Source organism: Pseudomonas sp. Sample_9, from assembly GCF_004307535.1.
GTDB lineage: Bacteria > Pseudomonadota > Gammaproteobacteria > Pseudomonadales > Pseudomonadaceae > Aquipseudomonas > Aquipseudomonas mercuritolerans.
This window is the reverse complement of record NZ_RAZO01000431.1, coordinates 1-25,735: the sequence shown is the minus strand read 5'-3', so window position 1 is coordinate 25,735 and position 25,735 is coordinate 1. Positions and strand designations below refer to the sequence as shown.

At 59.6% G+C, this 25,735-nt stretch carries 24 protein-coding genes; 7 read left to right on the top strand and 17 right to left on the bottom strand.

Annotation, left to right across the window (positions count from 1 at the left end):
• Window positions 1-3: 3 nt before the first annotated feature.
• Entirely contained in the window at window positions 4-585 is a 582-nt protein-coding gene (locus tag D6877_RS24760) for a ComF family protein (protein ID WP_130912397.1), read from the bottom strand.
• A 303-nt stretch (window positions 586-888) separates the two neighbouring features.
• A complete protein-coding gene (locus D6877_RS24755) occupies window positions 889-1,074 on the bottom strand; it encodes a hypothetical protein (RefSeq protein WP_016771524.1) in 186 nt (61 codons plus the stop codon).
• Between the two features lie 403 nt (window positions 1,075-1,477).
• Between D6877_RS24755 and D6877_RS24750 the strand changes: the two genes are divergently transcribed.
• A complete protein-coding gene (locus D6877_RS24750; RefSeq protein WP_071174494.1) occupies window positions 1,478-3,106 on the top strand; it encodes a glucan biosynthesis protein D in 1,629 nt (542 codons plus the stop codon).
• Between the two features lie 178 nt (window positions 3,107-3,284).
• Here the strand turns inward: D6877_RS24750 and D6877_RS24745 are convergent, their stop codons facing one another.
• The 3 genes from D6877_RS24745 to D6877_RS24735 all read right to left on the bottom strand — a co-directional run bounded on the left by D6877_RS24745 (window position 3,285) and on the right by D6877_RS24735 (window position 6,964).
• Window positions 3,285-4,391, bottom strand: a complete 1,107-nt coding sequence (locus D6877_RS24745) for an NADH:flavin oxidoreductase/NADH oxidase (protein WP_130912396.1) — start codon at window positions 4,389-4,391, stop codon at window positions 3,285-3,287.
• A gap of 266 nt (window positions 4,392-4,657) precedes the next feature.
• Window positions 4,658-6,367 carry a single-stranded-DNA-specific exonuclease RecJ gene (recJ, locus tag D6877_RS24740; RefSeq protein WP_130912395.1) on the bottom strand — a complete coding sequence of 570 codons (1,710 nt, stop codon included), beginning with the start codon at window positions 6,365-6,367 and terminating at the stop codon, window positions 4,658-4,660.
• 54 nt (window positions 6,368-6,421) lie between these two features.
• Window positions 6,422-6,964, bottom strand: a complete 543-nt coding sequence (locus D6877_RS24735) for a YaeQ family protein (protein ID WP_007908961.1) — start codon at window positions 6,962-6,964, stop codon at window positions 6,422-6,424.
• A gap of 146 nt (window positions 6,965-7,110) precedes the next feature.
• On the opposite strand from D6877_RS24735, the gene D6877_RS24730 reads away from it, so the two are divergent.
• Both D6877_RS24730 and D6877_RS24725 read left to right on the top strand, forming a co-directional pair.
• Window positions 7,111-8,310, top strand: coding sequence for a CaiB/BaiF CoA-transferase family protein (locus tag D6877_RS24730; RefSeq protein ID WP_130912394.1), 1,200 nt, complete (start codon window positions 7,111-7,113; stop codon window positions 8,308-8,310).
• Window positions 8,237-9,208: a TIGR02285 family protein gene (locus tag D6877_RS24725; RefSeq protein WP_130912393.1), complete on the top strand. Its 972-nt coding sequence runs from the start codon at window positions 8,237-8,239 to the stop codon at window positions 9,206-9,208. The genes D6877_RS24730 and D6877_RS24725 overlap by 74 nt, the downstream gene beginning before the upstream one ends.
• 178 nt (window positions 9,209-9,386) lie before the next feature.
• On the opposite strand, the gene D6877_RS24720 is transcribed toward D6877_RS24725, so the two are convergent.
• From D6877_RS24720 to xerD, 7 genes are all read right to left on the bottom strand, one after another.
• On the bottom strand, window positions 9,387-9,668 hold the full coding sequence (locus tag D6877_RS24720) for a DUF3509 domain-containing protein (protein WP_130912392.1): 282 nt from the start codon (window positions 9,666-9,668) through the stop codon (window positions 9,387-9,389).
• 162 nt (window positions 9,669-9,830) lie between these two features.
• A complete protein-coding gene (locus D6877_RS24715; protein WP_130912391.1) occupies window positions 9,831-10,238 on the bottom strand; it encodes a response regulator in 408 nt (135 codons plus the stop codon).
• A 117-nt stretch (window positions 10,239-10,355) separates the two neighbouring features.
• Entirely contained in the window at window positions 10,356-11,726 is a 1,371-nt protein-coding gene (locus tag D6877_RS24710; RefSeq protein ID WP_130912390.1) for a transporter substrate-binding domain-containing protein, read from the bottom strand.
• 120 nt (window positions 11,727-11,846) lie between these two features.
• Window positions 11,847-13,256 (bottom strand): threonine synthase, encoded by a 1,410-nt coding sequence (gene thrC, locus D6877_RS24705; RefSeq protein ID WP_130912389.1) that lies wholly within the window; start codon window positions 13,254-13,256, stop codon window positions 11,847-11,849.
• Window positions 13,257-13,362: 106 nt separating this feature from the next.
• A complete protein-coding gene (locus tag D6877_RS24700) occupies window positions 13,363-14,667 on the bottom strand; it encodes a homoserine dehydrogenase (protein ID WP_024011722.1) in 1,305 nt (434 codons plus the stop codon).
• 131 nt (window positions 14,668-14,798) lie between these two features.
• Window positions 14,799-15,530 carry a bifunctional protein-disulfide isomerase/oxidoreductase DsbC gene (gene dsbC, locus D6877_RS24695; RefSeq protein ID WP_016771534.1) on the bottom strand — a complete coding sequence of 244 codons (732 nt, stop codon included), beginning with the start codon at window positions 15,528-15,530 and terminating at the stop codon, window positions 14,799-14,801.
• 366 nt (window positions 15,531-15,896) lie between these two features.
• Window positions 15,897-16,793 carry a site-specific tyrosine recombinase XerD gene (xerD, locus tag D6877_RS24690; protein ID WP_016771535.1) on the bottom strand — a complete coding sequence of 299 codons (897 nt, stop codon included), beginning with the start codon at window positions 16,791-16,793 and terminating at the stop codon, window positions 15,897-15,899.
• Between the two features lie 108 nt (window positions 16,794-16,901).
• On the opposite strand from xerD, the gene D6877_RS24685 reads away from it, so the two are divergent.
• Window positions 16,902-18,710 carry a sodium:proton antiporter gene (locus tag D6877_RS24685; protein WP_130912388.1) on the top strand — a complete coding sequence of 603 codons (1,809 nt, stop codon included), beginning with the start codon at window positions 16,902-16,904 and terminating at the stop codon, window positions 18,708-18,710.
• 164 nt (window positions 18,711-18,874) lie between these two features.
• Here D6877_RS24685 and rplS read toward each other — a convergent pair whose 3' ends face one another.
• The 5 genes from rplS to ffh all read right to left on the bottom strand — a co-directional run bounded on the left by rplS (window position 18,875) and on the right by ffh (window position 22,457).
• On the bottom strand, window positions 18,875-19,225 hold the full coding sequence (gene rplS, locus D6877_RS24680; protein WP_003175895.1) for a 50S ribosomal protein L19: 351 nt from the start codon (window positions 19,223-19,225) through the stop codon (window positions 18,875-18,877).
• Window positions 19,226-19,270: 45 nt separating this feature from the next.
• Window positions 19,271-20,023, bottom strand: a complete 753-nt coding sequence (trmD, locus tag D6877_RS24675) for a tRNA (guanosine(37)-N1)-methyltransferase TrmD (protein WP_038860625.1) — start codon at window positions 20,021-20,023, stop codon at window positions 19,271-19,273.
• Window positions 20,024-20,025: 2 nt separating this feature from the next.
• Window positions 20,026-20,562 carry a ribosome maturation factor RimM gene (gene rimM, locus D6877_RS24670; protein WP_016771538.1) on the bottom strand — a complete coding sequence of 179 codons (537 nt, stop codon included), beginning with the start codon at window positions 20,560-20,562 and terminating at the stop codon, window positions 20,026-20,028.
• 5 nt (window positions 20,563-20,567) lie between these two features.
• On the bottom strand, window positions 20,568-20,819 hold the full coding sequence (gene rpsP, locus D6877_RS24665; RefSeq protein ID WP_003185073.1) for a 30S ribosomal protein S16: 252 nt from the start codon (window positions 20,817-20,819) through the stop codon (window positions 20,568-20,570).
• Between the two features lie 261 nt (window positions 20,820-21,080).
• Window positions 21,081-22,457: a signal recognition particle protein gene (ffh, locus tag D6877_RS24660; RefSeq protein ID WP_007967791.1), complete on the bottom strand. Its 1,377-nt coding sequence runs from the start codon at window positions 22,455-22,457 to the stop codon at window positions 21,081-21,083.
• 210 nt (window positions 22,458-22,667) lie between these two features.
• On the opposite strand from ffh, the gene ccsA reads away from it, so the two are divergent.
• The 3 genes from ccsA to D6877_RS24640 form a co-directional block, all read left to right on the top strand.
• Window positions 22,668-23,480, top strand: a complete 813-nt coding sequence (ccsA, locus tag D6877_RS24655; protein WP_130912387.1) for a cytochrome c biogenesis protein CcsA — start codon at window positions 22,668-22,670, stop codon at window positions 23,478-23,480.
• Window positions 23,481-23,492: 12 nt separating this feature from the next.
• Window positions 23,493-24,734, top strand: coding sequence for a transporter associated domain-containing protein (locus tag D6877_RS24650; RefSeq protein WP_130912386.1), 1,242 nt, complete (start codon window positions 23,493-23,495; stop codon window positions 24,732-24,734).
• Between the two features lie 316 nt (window positions 24,735-25,050).
• On the top strand, window positions 25,051-25,735 hold a 685-nt coding region (locus D6877_RS24640; protein ID WP_130912384.1), incomplete at its 3' end, for an MFS transporter.

The window sequence follows — 25,735 nt, the reverse complement described above, 5'->3', positions numbered from 1 at the left end:
AGTTCATTTCCAGGTAAGTGCCGCTACGTAAATCTTTCCGACCTTTGGATATTTACGTAAAACGGCGCAGGCCGCGTCCATCGACGCGCCGCTATCAAACAAATCATCTACCAGCAAAACATTCCAGCGCCCGTCAGTAGTGATTTCGTCATTGACGCTAAAACTGTTTCCAATCGCTGCAACCTTGTCTGCTTTGGAATGCAGATCCTTCAACGATTTCCCCGTAGCCGCCTTTCGGAGCAAATCCGAGAAAACCGGTCGCCCGATGATTCGTCCCAACGCCAATGCGACCTCGGTTACCGGTTGGCGCTGACGAATATTCGAAGCTGGCATAGGCACTACGAAACCTACCTGATCCAGTTTTGGGAACACGTTTGTCGCTACCGCTTGAGCAAGTGGGCCGACCTGGTTCCAATCCTTCTGGTACTTGAGCCGGTAGGTCGCCTCACCGATCTCGGTACGCTGATTATCGAAACATGCGTGTCCGCGATCATCGTTGCCGAGAAAGGTACTACTTACCATGTGTTTGTCCAGCACCCAGCCCTGATCCCAAGGGCCATTGATCTGCTTGAGAGACACCTTCATTGAATTCTCCGTTATTCGTAACAATCTCTTTAGCCCTGAAACCAAGGGCCGGGCATCTGCAGCGACGCGTAAGATCAAACAAATAACGGAAAAAACACCGGCTAGGGGTGGTCACGCTGATGCCTGCACAAAAACAGGCATTTCCTACAGATACGACCTTCCTGAAAAACTCTCATCTCCTACAACATCATCCAGTTGCTGCTAAAAAACTGTGGCAAGGGAGCAAACTCCCTCGCCACAGGTAAGGTTGATTTATCTGTCCACCGTGTAAGCCAAATCGCTTTCAGGGTGCCTGCTTCAGTGTTAAAACCGCGAAACACTCCGCATCGCATCCACCAGATAGCGCATGGCGATCCGGTCGCTTTCCGATAGCTCTCGATAACGTTCCACCAGCTTCAATTCCTCGGAATTGAGACGGCGTCTTCTGCGCCCGCCGCCCAAGCAAGGGAAGATGCCCAACATTTCGGTGATGCCCTGTATTTTCGCCATGGACGATGTCCTTCTCTATTGAGTCAAGAAACTGCTGAACCTCACATCGCCCTGCCTCTTCGAGCAGCGTCGTGTGCCCCGCCGGCACGAAGGCTTGTATCCGGTCTTGCCCATAGAATAGGAATTAAATCGGCGTTGAAAAGTGGTTTTTAGAGTAATTAATCGAAAAAAGCAGATATGCCCTCTAAATCAGAGAGCCCTGTCAGAAAAATTACAGACATGTCTTGTTTCATTGCCAGATGACGCAACGCAAACAAGCCTTTTTGCCCGACAATCGAACCGATTAAGCTAGCGGGCATCTGTTTATAGTCCGTTGCGTTTGGCCGAAGGCATGACCGAACCGTAATTTCCGATCCGACAGGTGCCAGGAGCGGCACTGGATTGCACACGACAGGTTGTATTTATGCACCGCAGGAATTTGCTCAAAGCGTCCATGGCCATTGCGGCCTATACCGGTCTTTCCGCGTCGGGCCTGTTGGCCGCTCGCGCTTGGGCGGCCAATGGCGGCGCCGCCGATGGCGAGGCCCAGGCCTTCGATTTCGAAGCGTTGAAGCGTCAGGCCAAGCAGCTCGCCGGCAATGCTTATCAGGATACGAAACAGGTGTTGCCGCCAACCCTGGCGACCATGACTCCGCAGAATTTCAACGCGATCCGCTACGACGGCGAGCATTCCCTGTGGAAGGAAAACAAAGGTCAGCTGGACGTGCAGTTCTTCCACGTCGGCATGGGTTTCCGTCAGCCGGTGCGCATGTACAGCGTTGATCCGAAAACACGCATGGCGCGCGAAGTGCACTTCCGCCCGGCGCTATTCAACTACGAGAACACTTCGGTCGACACCCAGCAGCTCAAGGGCGATCTGGGTTTTGCCGGCTTCAAACTGTTCAAGGCACCGGAGCTGGATCGGCATGACGTGGTGTCGTTTCTCGGCGCCAGCTATTTCCGTGCGGTCGACGCCACTGGCCAATATGGCCTCTCCGCACGCGGCCTGGCCATTGATACCTACGCGAAGAAGCGCGAAGAGTTTCCCGACTTCACCAAGTTCTGGTTCGAGACGCCTGACAAGAACGCAACGCGTTTTGTGGTCTACGCCCTGCTCGACTCGCCGAGCGCCACTGGCGCCTATCGCTTCGACATCGATTGCCAGGCCGAGCGCGTGGTCATGGAAATCGACGCGCACATCAACGCACGCACCACTATCGAACAGTTGGGCGTGGCGCCAATGACCAGCATGTTCAGCTGCGGCACCCACGAACGGCGCATGTGCGACACCATTCACCCGCAAATCCACGACTCCGATCGCCTGGCAATGTGGCGTGGCAATGGCGAGTGGATCTGCCGTCCGTTGAACAACCCGGCTACGCTGCAATTCAACGCATTTGCCGACAAGGACCCGAAGGGTTTCGGCCTGGTGCAGACCGACCACGAATTCGCCAACTATCAGGACACTGTCGACTGGTACAGCAAGCGCCCGAGCCTGTGGGTAGAACCGACAACCGCGTGGGGCGAAGGCTCTATCGATCTGCTGGAAATTCCCACGACCGGCGAGACGCTGGATAACATCGTTGCCTTCTGGACGCCGAAGAAACCCGTGGCTGCCGGTGATTCGCTGAACTACGGGTACAAGCTGTACTGGAGCGCCCTGCCACCGGTCGGCACGCCACTGGCACGGGTCCACGCAACGCGTTCGGGCATGGGCGGCTTCACCGAGGGTTGGGCGCCGGGTGAGCATTACCCGCCAGTCTGGGCGCGGCGCTTTGCCGTGGACTTCACCGGTGGCGGCCTTGAGCGCCTGCCACAGGGCACCGGGATCGAGCCGGTGATTACCTGTTCCAACGGCAAGGTGCAGGACTTCAGCGTGCTGGTGCTGGATGACATCAAGGGTTATCGGATCCTGTTCGATTGGTACCCGACCAATGACAGCGTCGAGCCGGTGGAACTGCGCCTGTTCATTCGCACCAATGACCGCACGTTGAGCGAGACCTGGTTGTACCAATACTTCCCGCCGGCGCCGGATAAGCGTAAATACCCTTGAGGTTCTAAGGCGGCTGTTCTGGCGTCATTCGCGAGCAGGCTCGCTCCCACAGAGGTCCGCATTCCTACCGTGGGAGCGAGCCTGCTCGCGAAGAGGCCCGCCTGGACAACGCAAATTTCTGCCGAATAGAAAAGCCCCGACCATCACCGGCTCGGGGCTTTTGTTTTTCAGCCTTCAATCAATCACGCAAATCCGACTCATGAATGGGCTGATCCCGATGGGTCGCGCGCTGATACTGCGCCGGCCACACTGCTTTGCGCCCGCCCAGATCATCGTCGGCGTGCAGCGGCCAGTACGGATCGCGCAGCAGCTCTCGGGCGAGGAAAATGATATCGGCCTGACAGGTACGCAGAATGTGCTCGGCCTGGGCGGGCTCGGTAATCATGCCGACAGTGCCGGTGGCAATGCCTGACTCTTTGCGTACACGCTCGGCAAAGCGCGTCTGATATCCGGGTCCGACCGGAATTTCCGCGTTTGCAGCTGTCCCTCCTGAAGACACGTCAATGAGATCGGCGCCCAGCGTGTGAAGGCGACGCGCCAGTTCCACGGTCTCGTCCGGATTCCAGCCGTCTTCGACCCAATCGGTCGCCGAGACGCGGACAAACACCGGCAATTCCTCCGGCCATACCGCCCTCACCGCTTCGGTGACTTGCAGTACCAGACGGATGCGATTTTCAAACGAACCACCGTACTGATCGCGACGTTGATTGCTCAGTGGCGAGAGAAACTGATGCAGCAGATAACCGTGCGCGGCATGCACTTCAACCACGCTGAACCCGGCCGTCAGCGCGCGTTTGGCCGCGTCGACGAAGGCCTGGATCACGTCGGCGATCTGCCCTTCATCGAGTTGTTTCGGTTGCGTGTGCTGCGGATCGAAAGCAATCGGCGATGGCCCGACCGGGGTCCAGCCGCCATCCTCGGGTTTGACGCTGCCATGCTTGCCGATCCACGGCCGGTGAGTGCTGGCCTTGCGCCCGGCGTGGGCCAGTTGAATACCAGCGACCGCACCCTGGGCGGTGATGAAGCGGGTGATGCGTTGCAGCGGTGCGATCTGTTCGTCGTTCCACAGGCCAAGGTCTTCGGCGGTGATGCGCCCGTCGGCGGTCACCGCCGTGGCTTCGGTGAAGACCAGACCGGCACCGCCCACCGCGCGGCTGCCCAGGTGCACCAGGTGCCAGTCGTTGGCCAGGCCATCGACGCTGGAGTACTGGCACATCGGCGACACGGCGATGCGGTTGGGCAGGGTCAGTTGGCGCAGGGTAAAGGGTTCAAGCAGCAGACTCATGGGGCACCTCTCGAATCAGTGGGCAGGCTCCAGGGTTCTGTTTGAAAAGTCGACGAGTGACAGAAAAAGGGTGCAGCACCCGCCCCCGCGGGCAAGAATTCGACAAGACGTCACAAGGCCAATCAAGCAGTGCTTAGAGCCTAGTCGACAACCGGAGATGACGGAGGGTTCAGAGTAATTCAGTGTATGAGAGGACGCTTTCGCGAGCAGGCTCGCTCCCACAAGACTGCACCGTACCTGTGGGAGCGAGCCTGCTCGCGAATGGCTTAACGCGGTTCGATATGAGCAATCATCAGTTGCACCGTCTCGTTGCCACGAAACTCGTTGACGTCGAGCTTGTAAGCCAGTTCAACCCACTGGATCGTCGGGTTCGGCCATACATCGCGATCAATGCCAAACGCGATGCCATCGAGCTTCACCGAACCGCATTCGCTTTTCAGCACCACTTTCAAATGCCGTTCGCCAACCACACGCTGCTCGACCAACTGGAACACGCCATGAAACAGCGGCTCCGGAAAGTGCTGACCCCATGGCCCGGCGTGGCGCAAGGCGCGGGCCAGTTCGAGGTGGAACTCTTCGACGGCCAGCGTGCCGTCCGACAACATGCGCCCGGTGAGGTCTTCTTCGCGAAGTTGCCTACGTACTTCAGCGTCGAATGCCTCGGCAAACAGCGGAAAATTCTCCTGCGGCAAGGTCAGACCAGCGGCCATCGCGTGGCCACCGTACTTGGCGATCAGGTTCGGATGCTGCGCCGCGACCACGCTGAGCGCATCGCGGATATGGAAACCCTGCACCGAGCGACCGGAGCCCTTGAGCAGACCATCACCGGCATCGGCGAAAGCAATGGTCGGGCGGAAATAGCGCTCTTTCATGCGCGAAGCGAGAATGCCGATCACACCCTGATGCCACTCCGGGTCGAACAGGCACAGACCAAACGGCATCGACTCGACCGGCAGATCCTTGAGCTGCGCCAGCGCTTCGCGCTGCATGCCCTGCTCGATGGATTTGCGATCCTGGTTCATGCCGTCCAGTTGCGCAGCCATCTCCCGCGCCAGATTGGCGTCGGCAGTGAGCAGGCATTCGATGCCCAGGCTCATGTCGTCCAGACGCCCGGCGGCGTTCAGGCGAGGGCCGACAATAAAACCCAAGTCGGTGGAAGTGATCCGCCCAGCCTCTCGCTTGGCAACTTCGAGAATCGCCTTGATCCCCGGCCGCGCCCGGCCGGCACGAATCCGCTCCAGCCCTTGATGCACAAGAATGCGGTTGTTGGCATCCAGCGGCACCACGTCGGCGACGCTGCCCAGCGCCACCAGATCGAGCAGTTCGCCGATGTTCGGTTGCGGTTTGCTCTCGTACCAGCCGAGGCTGCGCAGGCGTGCGCGCAATGCCATCAGGACATAAAAAATCACCCCGACACCGGCCAGCGCCTTGCTTGGAAATTCGCAGCCCGGCTGGTTCGGATTGACCAGCGCATCGGCCTGCGGCAGTTCATCGCCGGGCAAGTGGTGGTCGGTGATCAACACTTTCAGTCCGGCGCGCTTGGCCGCCGCGACGCCTTCGACACTGGAAATACCATTGTCGACGGTGATCAATAATTGCGGTTCACGGGTTAGCGCGACTTCGACGATTTCCGGCGTCAGGCCGTAGCCGTACTCGAAACGGTTCGGCACCAGATAATCGACATGCGCCGCGCCCAGCAGGCGCAGGCCGAGCACACCGACGGTGCTGGCGGTGGCGCCGTCCGCGTCGAAGTCGCCGACGATCAGAATGCGTTGGCGTTGCTCCAATGCCGTCACCAGCAGATCGACCGCCGCATCAATGCCTTTGAGCTGCTGAAACGGGATCAGGCGCGCCAGACTTTTGTCCAGCTCCGCTTCAGATTGCACGCCCCGCGCCGCGTACAGGCGGGTCAGCAGTGGCGGCAGATCACCGAGGAAAGGCAGCGTGGCAGGCAGTTGACGAGGTTCGATACGCATGGGGCGACGGAGGCTTCTCTTTGATTCGTGGGAAATATCAGCGGTGATGCGACCTCAGCCGCGCTCACCTTGCAGCCATTGCAACTGGACTTCGTGCTGACCGCGATCATCGGTGACGAAGATCGTGCCTTCGCTGATCATCACGTCCCACTTGATGACGCGCGGCATGTCCTTGGCCAGGGTTTCCAGCACTTCCTGCGGAACGGCTGCGATGTTGACGTTTTTCAGGTTCTTGATCGCCGGGATCACCTTGGTTTCCCAGACTCGCAGGCTGCCGTAGGCCAGCAGGCTGGTGCGTTCGGTGCGGCGCGAGCACCAGGTCAGGCGATCGGCATCCGGCTGGCCGACTTCGATCCAGTGCAGGACACGGTCGTCCAGGCTCTTTTCCCACAAGGCCGGTTCATCCACGTCTGACAGACCACGGCCGAACGACAGTTGCTCGTTGTACCAGAGCGCGTAGGCCAGCAGCCGCACGGTCATGCGTTCTTCGGTTTCCGAAGGGTGACGGGCGATGGTCTGCTTGACGCTTTCGTAAACGCTGCGGTCGAGGTCGGTGAGGTTCAGTTCGAATTTGTAGGTAGTGGACGGCTGGGCCATGAACGGGCTTCTTGATACGAGGAAAGTCGGCAAGTCTAACCGATGCCACCGGCAATCATCGAATTGATGGCGATCAAGCTGCGGCGTCTGACAGCCGGCTATGTTAAAACCCTGTATCCGCTCAGCCTTGTCCCACAGGATTTCGCATGCCGTTCACCAGCAAACCGCTCTCGGGTCTGAAAGTCATTGAATTGGGTACGCTGATCGCCGGGCCGTTCGCCTCGCGCATTTGTGGCGAGTTTGGCGCTGAAGTGATCAAGATCGAGTCGCCGGACGGCGGCGATCCCCTGCGCAAGTGGCGCAAGTTGTACGAAGGCACCTCGTTGTGGTGGTTCGTCCAGGCGCGCAACAAGAAGTCGCTGACCCTGAACCTCAAACACCCCGACGGTTTGGCGATCCTGAAACAACTGCTCGGTGAAGCCGACATCCTCATTGAAAACTTCCGCCCCGGAGTGCTGGAAAAACTCGGTCTGAGCTGGGAAACGTTGCATGCACTGAATCCGAAACTGGTGATGGTGCGCCTCTCCGGTTTCGGTCAGACCGGGCCGATGAAAGACCAGCCAGGTTTCGGTGCGGTCGGCGAGTCCATGGGCGGTCTGCGGTACATCACCGGTTTTGAAGATCGGCCACCGGTGCGTACCGGGATTTCCATCGGCGATTCGATTGCCGCGCTATGGGGCGTGATCGGTGCGCTGATGGCGCTGCGTCATCGCGAGGTCAACGGCGGACTCGGCCAGGTGGTTGACGTTGCTCTGTATGAAGCGATCTTCGCGATGATGGAAAGCGTCGTGCCGGAGTTCGACGTGTTCGGTTTCATCCGTGAACGCAGCGGCAACATCATGCCGGGCATCACGCCTTCTTCGATCCACACCAGCGCCGACGGCAAGCATGTGCAGATTGGCGCCAATGGTGATGCGATCTTCAAACGCTTCATGCTCGTGATTGGCCGCGAAGATCTTGCCAACGACCCACTGCTGGCCAGTAACGACGGGCGCGACAGTCGCCGGGACGAGTTGTATGGCGTGATTGATCGCTGGGTCAATTCGTTGCCGCTGCAAACTGTGCTCGACTTGCTCAATCAGGCCGAGGTGCCGGTGAGCCGGATCTTCAGCGCCGAGGACATGTTCAACGATCCGCAGTATCTGGCGCGGGAGATGTTCCTTCACGCCAAGCTGCCGGATGGCAAGGACTTCAAGATGCCCGGCATCGTCCCGAAACTTTCCGAAACTCCAGGTTCGTCCGAGTGGGTCGGACCGCAGCTTGGCGAACACAATGCGCTGGTGCTTGGCGGTCTGGGTTACGACGTGGAGCAAATCGCTCGGCTGCGTAAAGACGGAGCCATTTAAGCTGAAGCGTCAGCAGACATCGGGCAGCAACCGCGCCCCTCTACTTTGGACGTTGTTCGGTCTGATGGTGCTTGGCCTGCCGTTGATAGCCCATGCGAAACCGACGCTGATCTGGCTGCTGCGCGACTTGCCGCCCATGACGATTCTTGAAGGACCGAAGAAAGGCCAGGGTGTCATCGATCAACTGATGCCGCTGTTGATCGCCGGCATGCCGCAGTACGAGCACACGCTGATGCGCGTCAACCGCGCTCGCGGCTGGCAGATGCTCGAGGAGAACTCGCTGGCTTGCGACCCCGCGCTGCTCTGGAGCAAGGCGCGCGCACAGTCGGTGACCTATTCGATCCCGGCGATTCGCGCCGTGAGCAATGGGCTGGTGGTGCGCCAGCAGGATCGCGGCGTGCTCGCCCCTTATCTGGTCGCGGGCGAAGTTGATCTGGCGGCGCTGCTGACGGATGGCGCAAAGCAGCTCGGCGTAGTTGCCGAGCGCAGTTATGGCGAGTTCATCGATAACATCCTGCAACAGGCACCCAAAGGCTCACTCACGCCGCACTACGGCAACGATGCGCTGAGCAATCTGTTGTCGATGCAGCGTCTGGGACGGCTGCAAGTGGTGCTCGGCTATTGGCCGGAAATCCGCTATCAGGCCCGGCACGCACAGATTGACGAAGAAGAACTGCAGTTTTATCCGATCCGGGGCAGCGAGAAATATCTCTCGGGCTACATTGCCTGCTCCGGCACCGAACAAGGGCGCCAAGCCATCGGCGAGATCAATCAGCTGCTGCGCAGCCTGCCGCGCGAACATTTCAATGAGCTTTATGCGCAATGGCTTGATCCAGCAAGAAGAGTGGGCTATCTGGCCGATGCCCGGGCTTTCTTCGAGCTGCAAGCCGCGCATTGAGCAAATCCCGGGCAAAAAGAAACCCCGAGAAGTGGGGAGACGACTCGGGGTTAAACGTGGTCTGCTTCGAGACCCGTAGCAGCAAGCGACAAGCACCGGAGCACAATGCTTGATCCTGCTGTTATGGGGTCTGACTGACAGGGATGCAGGAAGGTTCCCACAAAAAATTTTTCATCTTTTACAGGGCCGGACGCTTGTCCAGAGCCGCATTGCGCAACGCCGCGATGACGCAGGGTTTCAGCCGCCCTTCGGCGATCATGACGTCACGGTGCAGGCCGTCCACCACGTCTGTCAGCAAGCGCTTGTCGCTCAACTGGGCCTGACTGAATTCGCGTTCCACCACAATTGCGCCGCTGCTGTTCTTCAGCGTCACCAGACATTCACCATGGCTGCCACGAGGGGTCAGCGTCACCTGATACGGGCTCAGAGCCTCACCGAGCAATAGACTGATACTTTCCATCTCGATCTCCACTCAATAGTCCGAAAACACAGTGCCTGGGGCGTGTTCACAATAAATGACCACCGGCCCGAGAAGAAAGTTCTGCCTGTCCCGTCCTGATCTCGCGGGACCGCGTCTGACAGAGCATGCACGGCGAAGATGACAGAAAGATAACCGCGAGTTTCAGGCCTCGATGAGTTCCTGTGCAGTCAGCAGATAACTGTCCAGCAGACCTCTCATCAACACCGCCGAGACCGGCGTTTGCAGCCGCCCCAGCAGGCGCAGGCGCTGTTGGCGAAGCACCGGTTCGAGGTCACTCAACAGGCTCTGTGCGACCGCGCCCAGCAGAATCAGTGCACGCGCCTCATGGTGCGCCGCCAGGTGATGAATCAGAGCGAGGCCATCACCGCCCTTGAGTTGCGGATCGCAGATGGCGATATCGACTGCGCCGCGATGCCCCAGTGAACTCAGGGCCGACGCAAGCGAAGGCGCGGTCAATACATCGTAGATGCCGATGGCATTAAGCATTTGATGCAATGCCATCAGCTGGAACGGGTTGGGTTCAAGAATCAGGACTTTAAGCGAGCGCATGGGCGACCTCTGAAGCGATCATCGCGGACTCTCACCGCAGTTGTCGTTCACTCTAGGGCAGGCGTCTTAAGCCTCCCATCAGAAAAGGAGCCGCGTCTTGCAGGACATTTCCTTACTTTATTGCAGACATCGGCAACCGCTCTCGGTCCGGCGCTGGGTGATGTCGGTCCAGCCGCCCAACAAGCCGCGCAATTTGCCGTCGCCGCTGTAAAACGGCACCGTCCACTGATAGACCTCACGCGGCCCGCCATTGAACAGCAACTGCCGCTTGCTGAAGCGCGATTTGCGGGTCTGCAACTGCGCGATGAACTCCTCGTGCAGCATGCGCGCGGTGGCTTCGGGAAACGCATCGACCTCGATCAGCAAGCGTCCGTGCATCTGGTCCAGGCGCACCGACAGCGCCTCTTCGTAACTGCGGTTGCAGATGATCAGGCGCCCCTGCAGATCACGAACAAACACCGGGTCGGGCATGGAATCAATCAGGGCGTGCTGAAAGGCCAGTTGGTCCCCCAGTTCCTTTTCCGCTGCGCAGCGCAACTTGATCACGGCCGCCAGCCGCCTGTTCCAGACCAATGACAATATTCCGAAAACACCGATCACGCCCATCGCCCAGCATCCCCACTCGACCAACTGCTGCCAGATCGACGGCACCGGCGTCGGCGAAATGCCTTCGAGCCATTTGAGACGGATCGCCCGCAACTCCGCCGCAGGGAAAGCTTCCAGCGCCTTGTTGAGAATACTCAGCAGCTGCGGCATGCCTTTTCGTACAGCCAGATGATCGGCTTCCCACTTGCCCTCCACCAGGCCTCCAACCTTGAGCATCCCCAACGGGTAAAGCTGCGCGCCGATTTCGTTTTCGATCGTGGCGTAGGCCTCACCGCTCTCGACCAGTGCTCGCGCTTCGGCATAGGTCTTCACCGAGCGTATTTCAATCGCGGGGTAGTCACGCCGGATCAGATCCTCCAGCGCATGCCGGGCCGGCAGTACCACCACGCGATTCGCCAGTTGTTCAAAGGATTCCACGATCGGCGCGTTGGCATGCCCGACGAAGACCCACCCCGCTCCCCCGAAGGCGTGGCTGAAATCCAGGAACATCTTGCGCTCGTCGCTCACGGCCAGGGTCGTACTGATGTCCGCGACCCCGGTTTGCAGACGTTCGAGCATATGATCGGTAGAAAACGATTCCTGATGCTCGAATTGCAGGCCCGTCATTGCACTGACGCGTTTGAGCACATCGTTGTTCAGACCGCTCCACTGCCCGTGTTCGTCCTGAAACAGGTACAGCGGATACTGAACCGAGGCGACTGTGACCTTGGGATTGTCACGGATCCATTGTCGCTCGTGCGCATCCAGTTCGACAGGTGGCACATTGACTGACGCATGCGCCTGATCGAGTGCCATTTGCGCTGCCATGGCACTGTTGCATCCCAGCATCGCCCACAAAACCAACCAGCCCAGTGCCGGTTTCAAACCTCTGTAAAACAGCATTGCCATTTCCTTCGTGATCGACTCACCCGTCCTTCATGGGTGAAAACCCGAGCAGTGTGGCAGCAGAAACAAAAAAGCCCGTCAGGAGACGGGCTTCAAAATGTGACAGCTTTTGCGCGCTTAAAGGGGCTTGCCGCGGTTGCCATGCTGGCTGACAAAGGCTTGCACGGCTTTCAGATCGTTTGGCAGAACAGTGCAGCGCTCGTTTCGCTCAAACAAATCAGAAAGATGTGCAGGTAGCTCGAGCGCTTTTCCTACACCTGCTTTCTCCACTGCCTCAGGAAACTTGACCGGATGGGCAGTGCCGAGAATCACCATTGGAATGTCCAGACTGCGACGGCATTCGCGCGCGGCCTTGACGCCAATGGCGGTGTGCGGATCCAGCACTTCGCCGGTCTGCTCGTAGACTTCAGCGATGGTTTCGCAGGTTTGTGCGTCATCCACGGCCAGCGAGTCGAACAGTTTGCGCGCTTCGGTCCAGCGCTCTTGTTCAACGCTGAAGCTGCCGTCCTTTTTGAACGAGTCCATCAGGCCGGCGATCGCCGCACCGTTACGCCCGTGCAGGTCGAACAGCAGACGCTCGAAGTTCGACGACACCATGATGTCCATCGACGGCGACAGCGTTGCGTGCAGGGTTTCCTTGACGTACTGGTTGCCGCTCATGAAGCGGTGCAGGATGTCGTTGCGGTTGGTCGCTACGATCAACTGGTTGATCGGCAGGCCCATGTTGCGCGCCAGGTAGCCGGCGAAGATGTCGCCGAAGTTGCCGGTCGGTACCGAGAACGACACCGAACGCGCCGGGCCGCCCAACTGCAGGGCCGCGTGGAAGTAGTAGACGATCTGGGCCATGATCCGCGCCCAGTTGATCGAGTTCACCGCCACCAGACGCGTGCCTTTGAGGAAGCTCTGGTCGGCGAAGCTGTTCTTGACCATTTCCTGGCAGTCATCGAAGTTGCCTTCGATGGCGATGTTGTGGATGTTCTCGCCGAAGATCGTCGTCATCTGCCGACGCTGCACTTCGGATACACGCTGGTGCGGGTGCAGGATGAAGATGTCGACGTTTTCGCAGTGCTTGCAGCCTTCGATGGCCGCCGAACCGGTATCGCCGGAGGTGGCGCCGACGATCACCACGCGCTCGCCGCGCTTTTCCAGCACGTAATCGAGCAGACGACCGAGCAGTTGCAGGGCGAAGTCCTTGAACGCCAGGGTCGGGCCGTGGAACAGCTCGAGCACCCATTCATTACCGTTCAACTGACGCAGTGGCGCCACGGCGCTGTGGGCGAACACACCGTAGGTTTCTTCGAGAATCTTCTTGAAGTCGGCGTCGGGAATGCTGCCGGTGACGAACGGACGCATCACCCGGAAGGCCAGCTCGTGATACGGCAGGCCGGCCCAGGAAGCGATTTCTTCCTGAGTGAAACGTGGCAGGTTTTCCGGGACGTACAGACCGCCATCGGTCGCCAGACCGGCCAGCAGGACCTCTTCGAAATTCAGGGCCGGGGCCTGGCCGCGAGTACTGATATATCGCATTTTTTTCAAACCTTCGGTTTGAGCTGCAAGCTGCAAGCTGCAAGTCGCAAGTAAAAGCCAGACTGCTTCTCTCTTGCCGCTTGCAGCTCGAAGCTTGCCGCTGCTTTTAGTTCAAATGTTCGACACGGATCCGTACAACCGGGCCGTCGACGCCAGCCAGTGCTTCCAGCGCGGTGATCGCATCGTTGATGCGTTGCTCGACCACGCGGTGGGTCAGCAGGATCATCGGCACCAGACCGTCATGCTCTTCGACTTCCTTCTGCATGATCGATTCGATATTGATGCCGCGCTCCGACAGGATGCTCGCCACCTGGGCCAGTACGCCCGGATGATCCTTGGCGTGAATGCGCAGGTAATAAGCGCTTTCGCAGGCTTCGATCGGCAGGATCGGATGCGCCGACAGCGAGTCCGGCTGGAAGGCGAGGTGCGGCACACGGTTTTCCGGGTCGGAAGTCATCGCGCGAACCACGTCGACCAGGTCGGCGATCACCGAAGAAGCGGTCGGCTCCATGCCAGCGCCGGCACCGTAGAACAGCGTCGAACCGGCGGCGTCGCCGTTGACCATCACTGCGTTCATCACGCCGTTGACATTGGCGATCAGGCGATCGGCCGGAATCAGCGTCGGGTGCACGCGCAACTCGATGCCGGCGTCAGTGCTGCGCGCCACACCGAGGTGCTTGATGCGATAGCCCAGCGCTTCGGCGTAGTTGACGTCGGCGGTGGTCAGTTTGGTGATGCCTTCGGTGTAAGCCTTGTCGAATTGCAGCGGAATACCGAAGGCAATCGACGCCAGAATGGTCAGCTTGTGCGCGGCATCGATGCCTTCGACGTCGAAGGTCGGATCGGCTTCGGCGTAACCCAGCGCCTGCGCTTCGGCGAGCACGTCTTCGAACGTACGGCCCTTCTCGCGCATTTCTGTGAGGATGAAGTTGCCGGTGCCGTTGATGATCCCGGCAACCCAGTTGATGCGGTTGGCGGACAGGCCTTCGCGGATCGCCTTGATCACCGGAATGCCACCGGCCACCGCTGCTTCGAACGCCACGATCACGCCTTTCTCGCGTGCCTTGGCAAAAATCTCATTACCGTGAACGGCTATCAGCGCCTTGTTCGCGGTGACCACATGCTTGCCATTCTCGATGGCCTTGAGTACCAGCTCGCGGGCAACGGTGTAGCCGCCCATCAGCTCTATGACGATGTCGATCTCAGGGTTCGTGGCCACTTCGAAGACATCGTTGGTAATCGCAATACCGGTCGTCTGGAACTGAGGCTTTGGCGTGCGCGTGGCAATTTGTGCCACTTCGATTCCACGCCCGGCACGACGAGCAATTTCCTCGGCGTTGCGCTGAAGTACGTTGAAGGTACCGCCACCGACGGTCCCTAACCCACAGATGCCTACTTTGACCGGATTCACTGTGAACTCCCCATGAAACGGCCGACACAGGGTCGGCCGGAAAACAACCGCGTGCTCGCGGCTCTCTGTTGATGGCCCGGCGCTGTTGCTGCCGGACCACGATCGTCAACGGTTGCCCGTGACGATGCGATTTACTTCGCGCCCAGCGCCAGTTTGGCGACTTGTGGCGCCGGCTGGTAGCCCGGAATGACCTGGCCGTCGGCCAAAACGATGGCCGGTGTGCCATTCACGCCGATCGACTGACCGAGGGCGAATTGCTTGGAAACCGGGTTATCGCACTTGGCGGCCTTGATTTCCTTGCCATCGACCATTTTGTCCATCGCGGCTTTCTTGTCTTTCGAGCACCACACTGCTTGCAGCTGCTCGTCACCCGGCGAATTCAGGCCCTGGCGCGGAAAAGCCACGTAGCGCACTTCAATGCCGCGCTTGTTCAGCTCGGGCACTTCCGCATGCAGTTTGTGGCAGTACGGACAGGTGGTGTCGGTGAACACGGTGATGTGCGACTTGGTCTCGCCCACGGCCGGGTAGACCACGGTTTCGGCCACCGGGATGGCATTGATCAGTTTGGAAATGCCCAGGCGTTCGGTCTTCTCGGTCAGGTTGACCGGTTTGCCATTCGCCAGCTGATACAGGTTGCCCTGCACGATGTACTGGCCATCGGCGCTGGCGTACAGCACGCGGCTGCCTTTGAGTTTGACTTCGTACATGCCAGGCAACGGGCTGGCACTGATGCTCTCGACCGGAACCTCGAGTTCGAGTTTTTCCAGGCTTTGACGAATGGCTTTGTCGGCCGCGTCGTCGGCGACGGCAAAGGTGCTCACCAACGCAATGGCGGCGGCAGCGAAAATCTGGGTCAGACGCATGAGTACTCCTGAGGGCGGGCCAATGAAACGGTCAGAACGCCCGTGCGAAACACCGGGTCATAACCGTCCATCGTGCAAACCGGCAAAGCCTAACACATAAGGTCACGAGGGCCGAATGCGCCTGTCGCCACACACTCATGTGCAACTGACACACCTTCATGCTTGTACAGCTGACCCACAACTACATGTGGCTGACACACATTATTGTGGCGAGGGGATTTATCCCCGATGGGTTGCGAAGCAGCCCTGAACCATCCACCGCGATCTTTCAGTCAAAATCGAGCCAGCGGGGTTTGCGACTGCTGCGCAGCCGAACGGGGATAAATCCCCTCGCCACAGGTCAGTATTTCAACATTATGGGATGTGTCAGCCGCGTGGGTGGTGCTTGGCGTGCAAGTCCTGCAAGCGGGCGCGGGCGACGTGGGTATAGATTTGGGTGGTGGAAAGGTCGCTGTGCCCGAGCAGCATCTGCACCACGCGCAAGTCGGCGCCATGGTTGAGCAGGTGCGTGGCAAACGCGTGACGCAAGGTGTGCGGCGACAGCGACTTGCTGATCCCGGCGACCTTGGCCTGATGCTTGATGCGATGCCAGAACGTCTGCCGGGTCATCTGCTCGCCGCGCTGGCTGGGGAACAGTACATCGCTGGGGCGGCCACCGAGCAACTCGCCACGACCATCACGCATATAACGCTCGACCCAGACAATCGCCTCCTCACCCATCGGCACCAGACGCTCCTTGCTGCCCTTGCCCATCACCCGCAATACGCCCTGGCGCAGGTTGACCTGCTCCAGCGTCAGGCTGATCAGTTCGGTCACGCGCAGGCCACAGGCATACAGCACTTCCAGCATCGCGCGGTCACGCTGGCCGATGGCGTCACTCAGGTCCGGCGCCTTGAGCAGCGCCTCGACATCGGCTTCCGACAGCGACTTGGGCAACGGCCGCCCCAGTTGCGGCATGTCGACGCGCAACGTCGGGTCGACGCTGATCAGTTTTTCCCGCAACAAATAGCGATAAAAGCCACGCACCCCGGAGAGAAATCTCGCCGTCGAGCGTGGCTTGTAGTTTTGCTCCAGCCGCCACGCCAGGTGATCGAGGATCAATTCGCGGCCGGCATTGATCAGCTCGAGATTTTTCTCCTGCAACCAGCCGTTGAACAGCGCGAGGTCGCTGCGATAGGCGTCGCGGGTGTTGTCGGACAGGCCTTTCTCCAGCCATAAAGCGTCGAGGAATTGATCAATCAGCGGATGGTCGATGGCAGGCATGGGTGCTCGGGGCAGGCAGTTTTTCACACTGCGCGCAAATAGACAGTGAACGACGGGAATGGCCGCTAGTCTTTCATAGCCAGCCAGATCAAGGAACAGGGAGCATCAATGAACGAGCAGCAAATTCTCTTGGCATTTGGCGGGATCGGCGCGGCGGCGCTGGGTTGTCAGTGGCTGGCATGGCGCCTGAAGCTGCCGGCCATTCTGTTTCTGCTGCTGACCGGCATTTTGGCCGGCCCGGTGCTGGGTTGGCTCGACCCGCAGGAAATGTTCGGCCCGCTGCTGATGCCACTGGTGTCGCTGGCAGTGGCGCTGATTCTGTTCGAAGGCAGCCTGACCCTGCACCTGTCGGAATGGAAAGAGATCGGCAGCGTCGTTCATCGACTGGTGACCCTCGGTGCGATTTCGACCTGGATCGTCATCGCGGTAGCCACGCATTTCCTGCTGGGCTTCGACTGGATGCTGGCGATTCTGTTTGGCAGCCTGACGCTGGTCACCGGTCCGACCGTAATCGTGCCGATGCTGCGGGTGGTGCGGCCAAAAGCTTCGATTGCCAACATCCTGCGCTGGGAAGGCATCGTCATCGATCCGATCGGCGCTCTGCTCGCGGTCGTGGTGTACAGCTTCATCATCGCCAGCGCTGACGGTCATGGCCTCAAGCAAAGCCTCTTCACCTTCGGCGGGGTGATTCTCTGCGGCGCGGTGTTTGGTGTCGTCGGTGGCTGGCTGCTGGGGACGGTGATCCGGCGTCAGTGGCTGCCGGAATACCTGCACAACCTGGCCTCGCTGGCGGCGGTGCTGGCGATTTTCATCGGTGCCAACCAAGTGATGCATGAGTCCGGCCTCCTGGCGGTGACGCTGATGGGCATGTGGCTGGCCAACATGAAAGGCGTGGACGTGCGGCACATTCTGCACTTCAAGGAAAACCTCAGCGTGTTGCTGATTTCCGGGCTGTTCATCCTGCTCGCGGCGCGTCTGGATCTGAACGCTTTGCTTGGCCTGGGGCCGCTGGTGTTGATTCTTCTGCTGGTGATCCAGCTGATCGCCCGTCCGTTGAATGTTTTGCTCAGCACCGCCGGTTCCAGTCTGAGCTGGCGCGAACGAGCGTTGCTGTGCTGGATCGCGCCGCGCGGAATCGTCGCTGCGGCTGTCTCGGCGATTTTCGCAATTCGCCTGGATGAATCCGGGCATGAAGGCGCCCTGCTCCTGGTGCCGCTGACCTTTGCGGTGATCATCGGCACCGTGGTTTTGCAAAGCGCGACGGCGCGACCGCTGGCACGGCTGTTAAAGGTCGCCGAACCGGCGCCGAGCGGTTTTCTGATCGTTGGAGCCAATGGCCCGGCCCGTGAATTGGGCAAGTCGCTGCAACAGCTGGGCAGCCGCGTGCTGCTGACCGATTCGAGCTGGGAGAATATCCGCGCGGCACGCATGGAAGGCTTGCCGACTTACTTCGGCAACCCGGCGTCGCAGCATGCCGACGCGCATCTGGATCTGGTGGGGTTGGGGCATTTGCTGGCACTGTCACCGTCGGGCGAGCTGAACACATTGGCGGCGATGCGCTTTCGTCATGACTTCGGTCATCAGCGCCTGTTCGGCCTGGCCAGCGGCCATGAAAGCCGCCGCAGCGACAAGCACCGCGCGAGCCTGGAACACCGGGGCAATCAATTGGGCAGTGAGGCACTGACCTATTCGAAACTGGCCGGCCAGATGGGCCAGGGAGCGGAGCTTTACAGCACGACATTGACGGACGGCTTCGGCTGGGAGGATTACCAAGCGCTGCACGGCAATCGTGCAACGCTGCTGTTCATGCGTGATGACAGCTGCTGGGTGCATGTGGTGACACCGGAAACGGCGTTGAAGCCGGGAGCTGGGTGGACGTTGCTGGCATTGATTCAACCGCAAGGTTCCGGCGCCTGACGGATCGATTCGCGAGCAGGCCCCACATTCGGACTTCGGTGGGAGCGAGCCTGCTCGCGAAGGCCGCGACTCGGTCACGGATAGACTGAAGATCCTTGCAGCACAAATCCCGGGCAACAAAAAAGCAGCCCGTAGGCTGCTTTTTTCTGCATCGGAAGCTGGGCTTAAGCCAGTTTTTCCTTGATGCGTGCTGCTTTACCCGACAGGTCGCGCAGGTAGTACAGCTTGGCTTTACGTACGTCACCGCGACGTTTGACAGCCATGCTGTCGATCTGCGGGGAGTAGGTCTGGAAAGTACGTTCTACGCCAACACCGTTGGAGATTTTACGAACGGTGAACGCACTGTTCACGCCGCGGTTACGCTTGGCGATTACAACGCCTTCGAACGCTTGCAGACGGGAACGATCGCCTTCCTTCACTTTCACCTGAACGACAATAGTGTCGCCTGGGGCGAAGGTAGGGATTTCTTTGGTCATCTGCTCTGCTTCGAGTGCAAGGATGATTTTGTTGGTCATGCTGTGCTCCTAAGGTAAATCGTTCGATCTACCATCGATACGTTGTTAACTATCGTCCCGCTCGCGGATGTATTCCTCGAGCAGCTTCTTCTCTTCTCCAGAAAGCGAGCGGCTTTCCAGAAGATCGGCGCGTCGTTCATAGGTCCGACCAAGGGACTGCTGTAAACGCCAACGCCGGATATGCGCGTGATTGCCACTCAGCAACACGTCGGGAACACGCTGATCCGCATACACCTCCGGGCGGGTGTAGTGCGGGCAATCCAGCAGACCATCCGTAAAGGAATCTTCCTCAGCGGAATCCGCATGCCCTAAAGCTCCAGGCAGCAGTCGTGTAACCGCATCGATCAGGACCATGGCCGGCAGCTCGCCGCCAGACAGTACATAGTCGCCAATCGACCACTCTTCATCGACATGAGCCTCAATAAAGCGCTCGTCAATGCCTTCGTAGCGGCCGGCAATCAGGATCAATGCATCCGATTGTGCCAGCTCGCGTACCGCCGACTGAGTCAGTTGACGGCCTTGGGGGGACAGGTAAATCACCTTCGCCGCCTCCCCGGCTGCTGCTTTGGCCTGAGCCAGTGCATCTTCCAGGGGCTTGATCTTCATCACCATGCCCGGACCACCGCCAAACGGGCGATCGTCCACAGTGTGATGCCGATCCGTCGTGTAATCTCGCGGATTCCAACAGGTCAGCTGCAAGAGCCCCTGTTTGACCGCACGACTGGTGATGCCGTAATCGCCAATGGCGGAAAACATCTCGGGAAACAGACTGATCACTTCTACGCGCAAGTTAGCCACGTTCAGAAGTCCGCGTCCCAATCCACCTTCATCTCGCCCGCTTCCAGGTCGACGGCCAACACGCATTGCTCCGTATAGGGCAACAGGCGTTCGCGATCATCCAGGCTGCCAGCGCAAGGCTTGACGACCATTACATCATTGGCGCCGGTTTCCAGAAGATGATCGATTTTCCCGAGCAATTGCCCAAGGGTGTCGATGACCTTCAGACCTTCCAGCTGGTACCAGTAGTACTCGCCTTCGGTCAATTCAGCGAACAGGTTGCGCGGCACGCAGATCTCATAACCGGCCAGAAGACGAGCTTCTTCACGATCATCGAGACCCTTGAGCTTGGCGACCAGGAACTTGTCGCTCCCGCGTCCACTGACCAGCTCGACCTGTTTGACATTGCCTTCGCGCTTGAGCGTCCAGGTTTTGTACTGCAACAGGTTTTCAGTCGGATCAGTAAAGGAATACACCTTCACTTCGCCGCGAACGCCATGAACAGAATAAATTTTGCCAATAACAATCAAATCATCGGCAGGGGCTGGCGTCGCGTTCATATTGCTCAGGCCGCAGCCTTGGCAGATTCCTTCAACAACTGAGCAACGCGCTCAGAAGGTTGTGCACCAACGCTCAGCCAGTAGGCAACGCGCTCTTGGTTCACGGACAGACGGATTTCCTGACCACGGGCAACAGGGTTGAAGAAACCAACCTGTTCTTTGTGGGAGCCGTCACGCGGGTTACGCGAGTCGGTTACGGTCAGGTGGTAAAACGGGCGCTTTTTGGAGCCGCCAAGGGCAAGACGGATTGTTAGCATGTGAACATCGTTCCTGTAGTCGGTGCTGCAAATCTAAATGCACAGCGGGCATGGGTGCCCGAAAGGCCGCATATTCTAAGGAATATCCGGACTTTTGCAAATGACTTTTTCCGGCGCCCATGGCATGCCGTGCAGATTTGCATAGAGAGCCGTCGATAAAAACGGCCAGTCAGCTCCCGCCGAGTGCGGGTTTGCTGTTGATCCTGCGTCCTTGCAGGGTCTGCGCCGGTGCGACGACCGGCGAAGTCTTGGTGTCCTGTCTCACATTTTCGGCATGCCGCCGCCGGGCAGCATACCGCCCATGCCGCGCATCATTTTTGCCATACCGCCCTTGGCGGTGAATTTCTTCATCATCTTCTGCATCTGCTTGTGCTGCTTGATCAAGCGGCCGATGTCCTGCACCTGCGTGCCGGAACCCATGGCGATCCGGCGCTTGCGCGAACCGCTGATCAGCTCAGGATCGCGGCGCTCGGCCGGGGTCATGGAATTGATGATGGCTTCCATCTGCTTGAACTGCTTCTCTGCGGCGTTCTGGGCATTGCCCATCTGCGACAGGTTGACGCCGCCGATGCTCGGCAGTTTGTCCATGAGGCCGCCGAGGCCGCCCATGTTCTTCATCTGTTGCAGCTGATCGCGGAAGTCTTCGAGGTCGAAGCCCTTGCCCTTCTTCAGCTTCTTGGCCAGTTTGTCGGCCTTGTCCTTGTCCAGCGTCGCTTCGGCCTGCTCGATCAGGCTGAGCACGTCGCCCATGCCGAGGATCCGCGAGGCGATACGCTCAGGGTGGAACGGATCGAGCGCTTCGCTCTTCTCGCCCATACCGATGAACTTGATCGGCTTGCCGGTGATGGCGCGCACCGACAGCGCGGCACCACCACGGGCGTCGCCGTCGACCTTGGTCAGGATCACACCGGTCAGCGGCAGCGCATCGCCGAACGCCTTGGCCGTGTTGGCGGCGTCCTGACCGGTCATGGCGTCGACCACGAACAGGGTTTCGACCGGGTTGATCGCAGCGTGCAGCGCCTTGATCTCGCCCATCATCTCTTCGTCGATGTGCAGACGACCGGCGGTATCGACGATGACCACGTCGATGAATTTCAGTTTGGCTTCTTTAATAGCCGCATTGGCGATGTCGACCGGCTTCTGGCTCAGGTCGGACGGGAAGAACGTCACGCCGATGTCGTTGGCCAGGGTTTCCAGCTGCTTGATCGCCGCCGGACGATAGATGTCCGCAGACACGACCATGACCGACTTCTTCTTGCGCTCTTTAAGAAAGCGCGCCAGCTTGCCGGCAGTGGTGGTTTTACCCGCGCCCTGCAGACCGGCCATCAGAATCACGGCTGGCGGCACAGCGCTCAGGTTGAGGTCTTCGTTGGCCGCGCCCATCAGGCTTTCGAGCTCGGCCTGGACGATCTTCACGAACGCCTGGCCCGGCGTCAGGCTGCGCGACACCTCGGTGCCGACAGCGCGCTCCTTGACCGAATTGACGAAGTCCTTGACCACCGGCAGCGCGACGTCAGCTTCGAGCAACGCCATGCGCACTTCACGCAGGGTGTCTTTGATATTGTCCTCGGTCAGCTTCGCCTTGCCGGTGACATGGCGCAGCGTCTGCGAGAGACGGTCGGTTAAGTTTTCAAACATTGCGCGATCCTTTCAGGCCCTGTACGAACCGGGATAATGGCGGCCCAGACCGGAATCAACATGTGCTCGGCGAGCCTGCGGCGTGGGCAGGTCGCGGATTATAGCGAAGACTGCGGCCGGCGGACACCTCGCCGTCAGCTTGCGGAGTCTTTCGTGCCGTGGCGGTTCTATGCCAAACTCAGCGCCTTTCGGGCTCGCCTAACAGGATTTATGCTCCCCTTGTCACCCAGTTTGCTGACCACCCTCGCCGCCGCCCTGCTCTATGCCGCTGCGACCGTCTATCAAAGTACTCGTCTGGCCATCGGCGCCAAGGCGAACAAGCGCCTGCTGGTCAGCCTCGGCGTCTTCGCCGTGCTCGCCCACGGCGCCAGCCTGCTTACACATCTATTGACCCCGATCGGCCTTGGCCTGGACTTTTTTAGTGCGTCCAGTCTGATCGCTGCTGCGGTAATCGCCCTGACCCTGCTCGCCTGTTCACGGATCCCGGTGGAAAACCTGCTGGTGCTGCTGTTCCCGCTGGGCGCGATCACGGTATTGCTGGCGCAGTTCGCGCCGACCGGCACGGTGCAGATCATCGATGAAGAGCCGGGCATCCTCGCGCACATCCTATTGTCGATCCTCGCCTACGGCATGTTCACCATTGCGGTGTTCCAGGCGTTGCTGCTGCTGGTTCAGGACCATCAGCTCAAGCACAAGCACCCGTCCGGGCTGATCAAGAACTTCCCGCCCCTGCAAACCATGGAAAGCCTGCTGTTCGGCTTTCTCTGGGCCGGCTGGACGCTGCTGTCGCTGTCGCTGATTTCCGGCTGGCTGTTCGTCGAGAACCTGTTCGCCCAGCACCTGGTGCACAAGACCCTGCTGGCCTGCCTGGCATGGATCGTCTTCAGCGTGCTGTTGTGGGGCCGCAACCGTCTGGGCTGGCGTGGCCACAAGGCGATTCGCTGGACCCTCGCCGGTTTCTGCCTGCTGATGCTGGCGTACTTCGGCAGCAAACTGGTTCGTGAATACATTCTGCACATCTGACGGGCGGCATAAATGGACGGTTTGCCCATAGGGCCGATGCTCGCGGTATTTGTCCTGCTGATTTTATGGTCAGGGCTGTTTACCGCCGTCGAAATCGCGCAGCAGCACCTGCTCGCGCAACGTATCGCCTCGCGCGCCAGCGATAAACCGCTGGCGAAGCTGAGCTTCCCGCTCGACAGCCTGATCCTCTGCAATACCCTGTGCCGCGCTCTCGCGGTGATCATCGCGACGCTGCTGGCGATTTTTCTCTGCGAAGAAAATGGCCCGTGGGCGGCCTGCCTGGGCGCCGGCGCCATCCTGCTGGTGTTCGCCGATTATTTCCCGCGCACCGTGGCCCGGCGCTATCCCGACGCTGTGCTGGCGTTCGGCAATGCCCTGCTGACCGTGCCGATGAAAATCGTCTATCCGTTTGCCTGGCTGTTCAGCCGAATCAGCGCCTTGCTGATGACCCCGTTTACGCGCAAGGTTCAGGTGGTGCAACAGAGCGAGGACGAGGTGCCGGCCGATCACGATGAGGATCACGACCATCCCGTGCGCAGCCACCCGGTGTCGGGCATTCATGCGCTGGACAACATCACGGTCAACGACATTCTGGTGCCGCGCAGTGACGTCGATGGCATCAACCTCGACGATTCGATCGAAGAGATCATCGAGCAACTGCGCGAGAACAAGCGCACGCGTCTGCCGGTGTTTCACAGCGACATCAACCAGGTCGAAGCGGTGCTCAACACCCGCCAGATCGGCCATCTGCTCAGCAACGGCGGATTGACCCGCGAGGCGCTGCTGGCCGCCAGCTACGAGCCCTACTTCGTCCCGGAAAGCACGCCGCTGCAACTGCAACTGCTGAACTTCCACAAGCAACAACGTCGCCTCGGCATGGTCGTGGACGAGTACGGAGAAGTGCTGGGCATCGTCACCCTTGAAGACATTCTCGAAGAGATCGTCGGCGAATTCGAAAGCGAGCACAGCCTCGACAATCCGCACATCCATCCCCAAGCCGACGGGCGTATGGTGATCGATGGCGCCGCATCGATCCGCGACCTGAACAAGTGCCTGGGCTGGCACCTGCCGAGCGATGGGCCGAAGACGCTCAATGGCTTGGTCACCGAAGCGCTGGAAACCATTCCGGAAAGCGCGGTGTGCCTGAAGATCGGGCGTTATCGACTGGAAATCCTCGAGACCGAGGAGAACCGGGTGAGCAAGGTGCTGATCTGGCTGACCTCATCGGTGCCTGCTCTGGTGCCTGCAAGATAAAAGATCAAAAGATCGCAGCCTTCGGCAGCTCCTACATGTGGAATGCGTTCATCTCCAGGAGCTGCCGAAGGCTCGGACCGCGATCGGACGATCTTTTGCGCTTGTTTGATCGTTAGCCCCCTTCCTATAATCGAGGCGCTTACCCAAGCGCCGTCGATCCCTGTGCCTACCCGGCACTGCCCGGATCCTGACTGTTTCCGCTGCAAACCGACGACTGTTCCTACTCGAAACAGCGCTCGCGCCCTACCCCACATCCCTGGGTGTTCGACCATAATAATTCGCTCCACTGGAGCTCATGACTGTCAGGGATCACCGCATGACGACCCATACCGCTTACAGCGAAACCGCGCCTGCCCAGCCGACCAATTCCGCCACCCGCGTCGCCACGGCAAGCTTCATCGGCACCGCCATCGAGTTCTACGACTTCTACGTTTATGCCACCGCTGCGGCGCTGGTGATCGGGCCGGTGTTCTTTCCGCAGACCTCCGGCACGGCGCAGATGCTTTCGGCGTTTCTCACTTTCGGCATTGCCTTCCTCGCCCGACCACTGGGTTCGGCACTGTTTGGCCACTTCGGCGACCGCATCGGGCGCAAGTCGACGCTGGTCGCCTCGCTGCTGTTGATGGGCGTGTGCACCACCTTGATTGGCGTGTTGCCGGGCTACGACAGCATTGGGGCCTGGGCGCCGATTCTGCTGTGCGTGCTGCGTTTCGGTCAGGGCCTGGGCCTTGGCGGTGAATGGGGCGGCGCGGCGCTGCTGGCTACGGAAAACGCGCCGAAGGGCAAACGCGCGTGGTTCGGCATGTTCCCGCAGCTCGGGCCATCGATTGGTTTTCTGGCGGCCAACGGTCTGTTCCTGACCCTGGCGATGACGCTGGATGATGAACAGTTCCGCAGCTGGGGCTGGCGTATACCGTTTCTGCTCAGCGCGGCGCTGGTGATGGTTGGCCTGTATGTGCGCCTCAAGCTGCATGAAACGCCAGTGTTCGCCAATGCGATCG

Excerpts from the sequence above, each read along its gene's own strand:
- D6877_RS24735 (WP_007908961.1), bottom strand. The coding sequence starts at position 6,964 with ATGGCCCAGCCGTCCACTACCTACAAATTCGAACTGAACCTCACCGAC.
- D6877_RS24745 (WP_130912396.1), bottom strand. The coding sequence starts at position 4,391 with ATGAGTCTGCTGCTTGAACCCTTTACCCTGCGCCAACTGACCCTGCCC.
- D6877_RS24725 (WP_130912393.1), top strand. The coding sequence starts at position 8,237 with ATGCGCTGGTGCTTGGCGGTCTGGGTTACGACGTGGAGCAAATCGCTC.
- D6877_RS24755 (WP_016771524.1), bottom strand. The coding sequence starts at position 1,074 with ATGGCGAAAATACAGGGCATCACCGAAATGTTGGGCATCTTCCCTTGC.
- D6877_RS24710 (WP_130912390.1), bottom strand. The coding sequence starts at position 11,726 with ATGCTGTTTTACAGAGGTTTGAAACCGGCACTGGGCTGGTTGGTTTTG.
- dsbC (WP_016771534.1), bottom strand. The coding sequence starts at position 15,530 with ATGCGTCTGACCCAGATTTTCGCTGCCGCCGCCATTGCGTTGGTGAGC.
- D6877_RS24685 (WP_130912388.1), top strand. The coding sequence starts at position 16,902 with ATGAACGAGCAGCAAATTCTCTTGGCATTTGGCGGGATCGGCGCGGCG.
- D6877_RS24760 (WP_130912397.1), bottom strand. The coding sequence starts at position 585 with ATGAAGGTGTCTCTCAAGCAGATCAATGGCCCTTGGGATCAGGGCTGG.
- D6877_RS24750 (WP_071174494.1), top strand. The coding sequence starts at position 1,478 with ATGCACCGCAGGAATTTGCTCAAAGCGTCCATGGCCATTGCGGCCTAT.
- D6877_RS24650 (WP_130912386.1), top strand. The coding sequence starts at position 23,493 with ATGGACGGTTTGCCCATAGGGCCGATGCTCGCGGTATTTGTCCTGCTG.
- thrC (WP_130912389.1), bottom strand. The coding sequence starts at position 13,256 with ATGCGATATATCAGTACTCGCGGCCAGGCCCCGGCCCTGAATTTCGAA.
- ffh (WP_007967791.1), bottom strand. The coding sequence starts at position 22,457 with ATGTTTGAAAACTTAACCGACCGTCTCTCGCAGACGCTGCGCCATGTC.
- ccsA (WP_130912387.1), top strand. The coding sequence starts at position 22,668 with ATGCTCCCCTTGTCACCCAGTTTGCTGACCACCCTCGCCGCCGCCCTG.
- D6877_RS24720 (WP_130912392.1), bottom strand. The coding sequence starts at position 9,668 with ATGGAAAGTATCAGTCTATTGCTCGGTGAGGCTCTGAGCCCGTATCAG.
- D6877_RS24715 (WP_130912391.1), bottom strand. The coding sequence starts at position 10,238 with ATGCGCTCGCTTAAAGTCCTGATTCTTGAACCCAACCCGTTCCAGCTG.
- rpsP (WP_003185073.1), bottom strand. The coding sequence starts at position 20,819 with ATGCTAACAATCCGTCTTGCCCTTGGCGGCTCCAAAAAGCGCCCGTTT.
- rimM (WP_016771538.1), bottom strand. The coding sequence starts at position 20,562 with ATGAACGCGACGCCAGCCCCTGCCGATGATTTGATTGTTATTGGCAAA.
- D6877_RS24730 (WP_130912394.1), top strand. The coding sequence starts at position 7,111 with ATGCCGTTCACCAGCAAACCGCTCTCGGGTCTGAAAGTCATTGAATTG.
- rplS (WP_003175895.1), bottom strand. The coding sequence starts at position 19,225 with ATGACCAACAAAATCATCCTTGCACTCGAAGCAGAGCAGATGACCAAA.
- recJ (WP_130912395.1), bottom strand. The coding sequence starts at position 6,367 with ATGCGTATCGAACCTCGTCAACTGCCTGCCACGCTGCCTTTCCTCGGT.
- xerD (WP_016771535.1), bottom strand. The coding sequence starts at position 16,793 with ATGCCTGCCATCGACCATCCGCTGATTGATCAATTCCTCGACGCTTTA.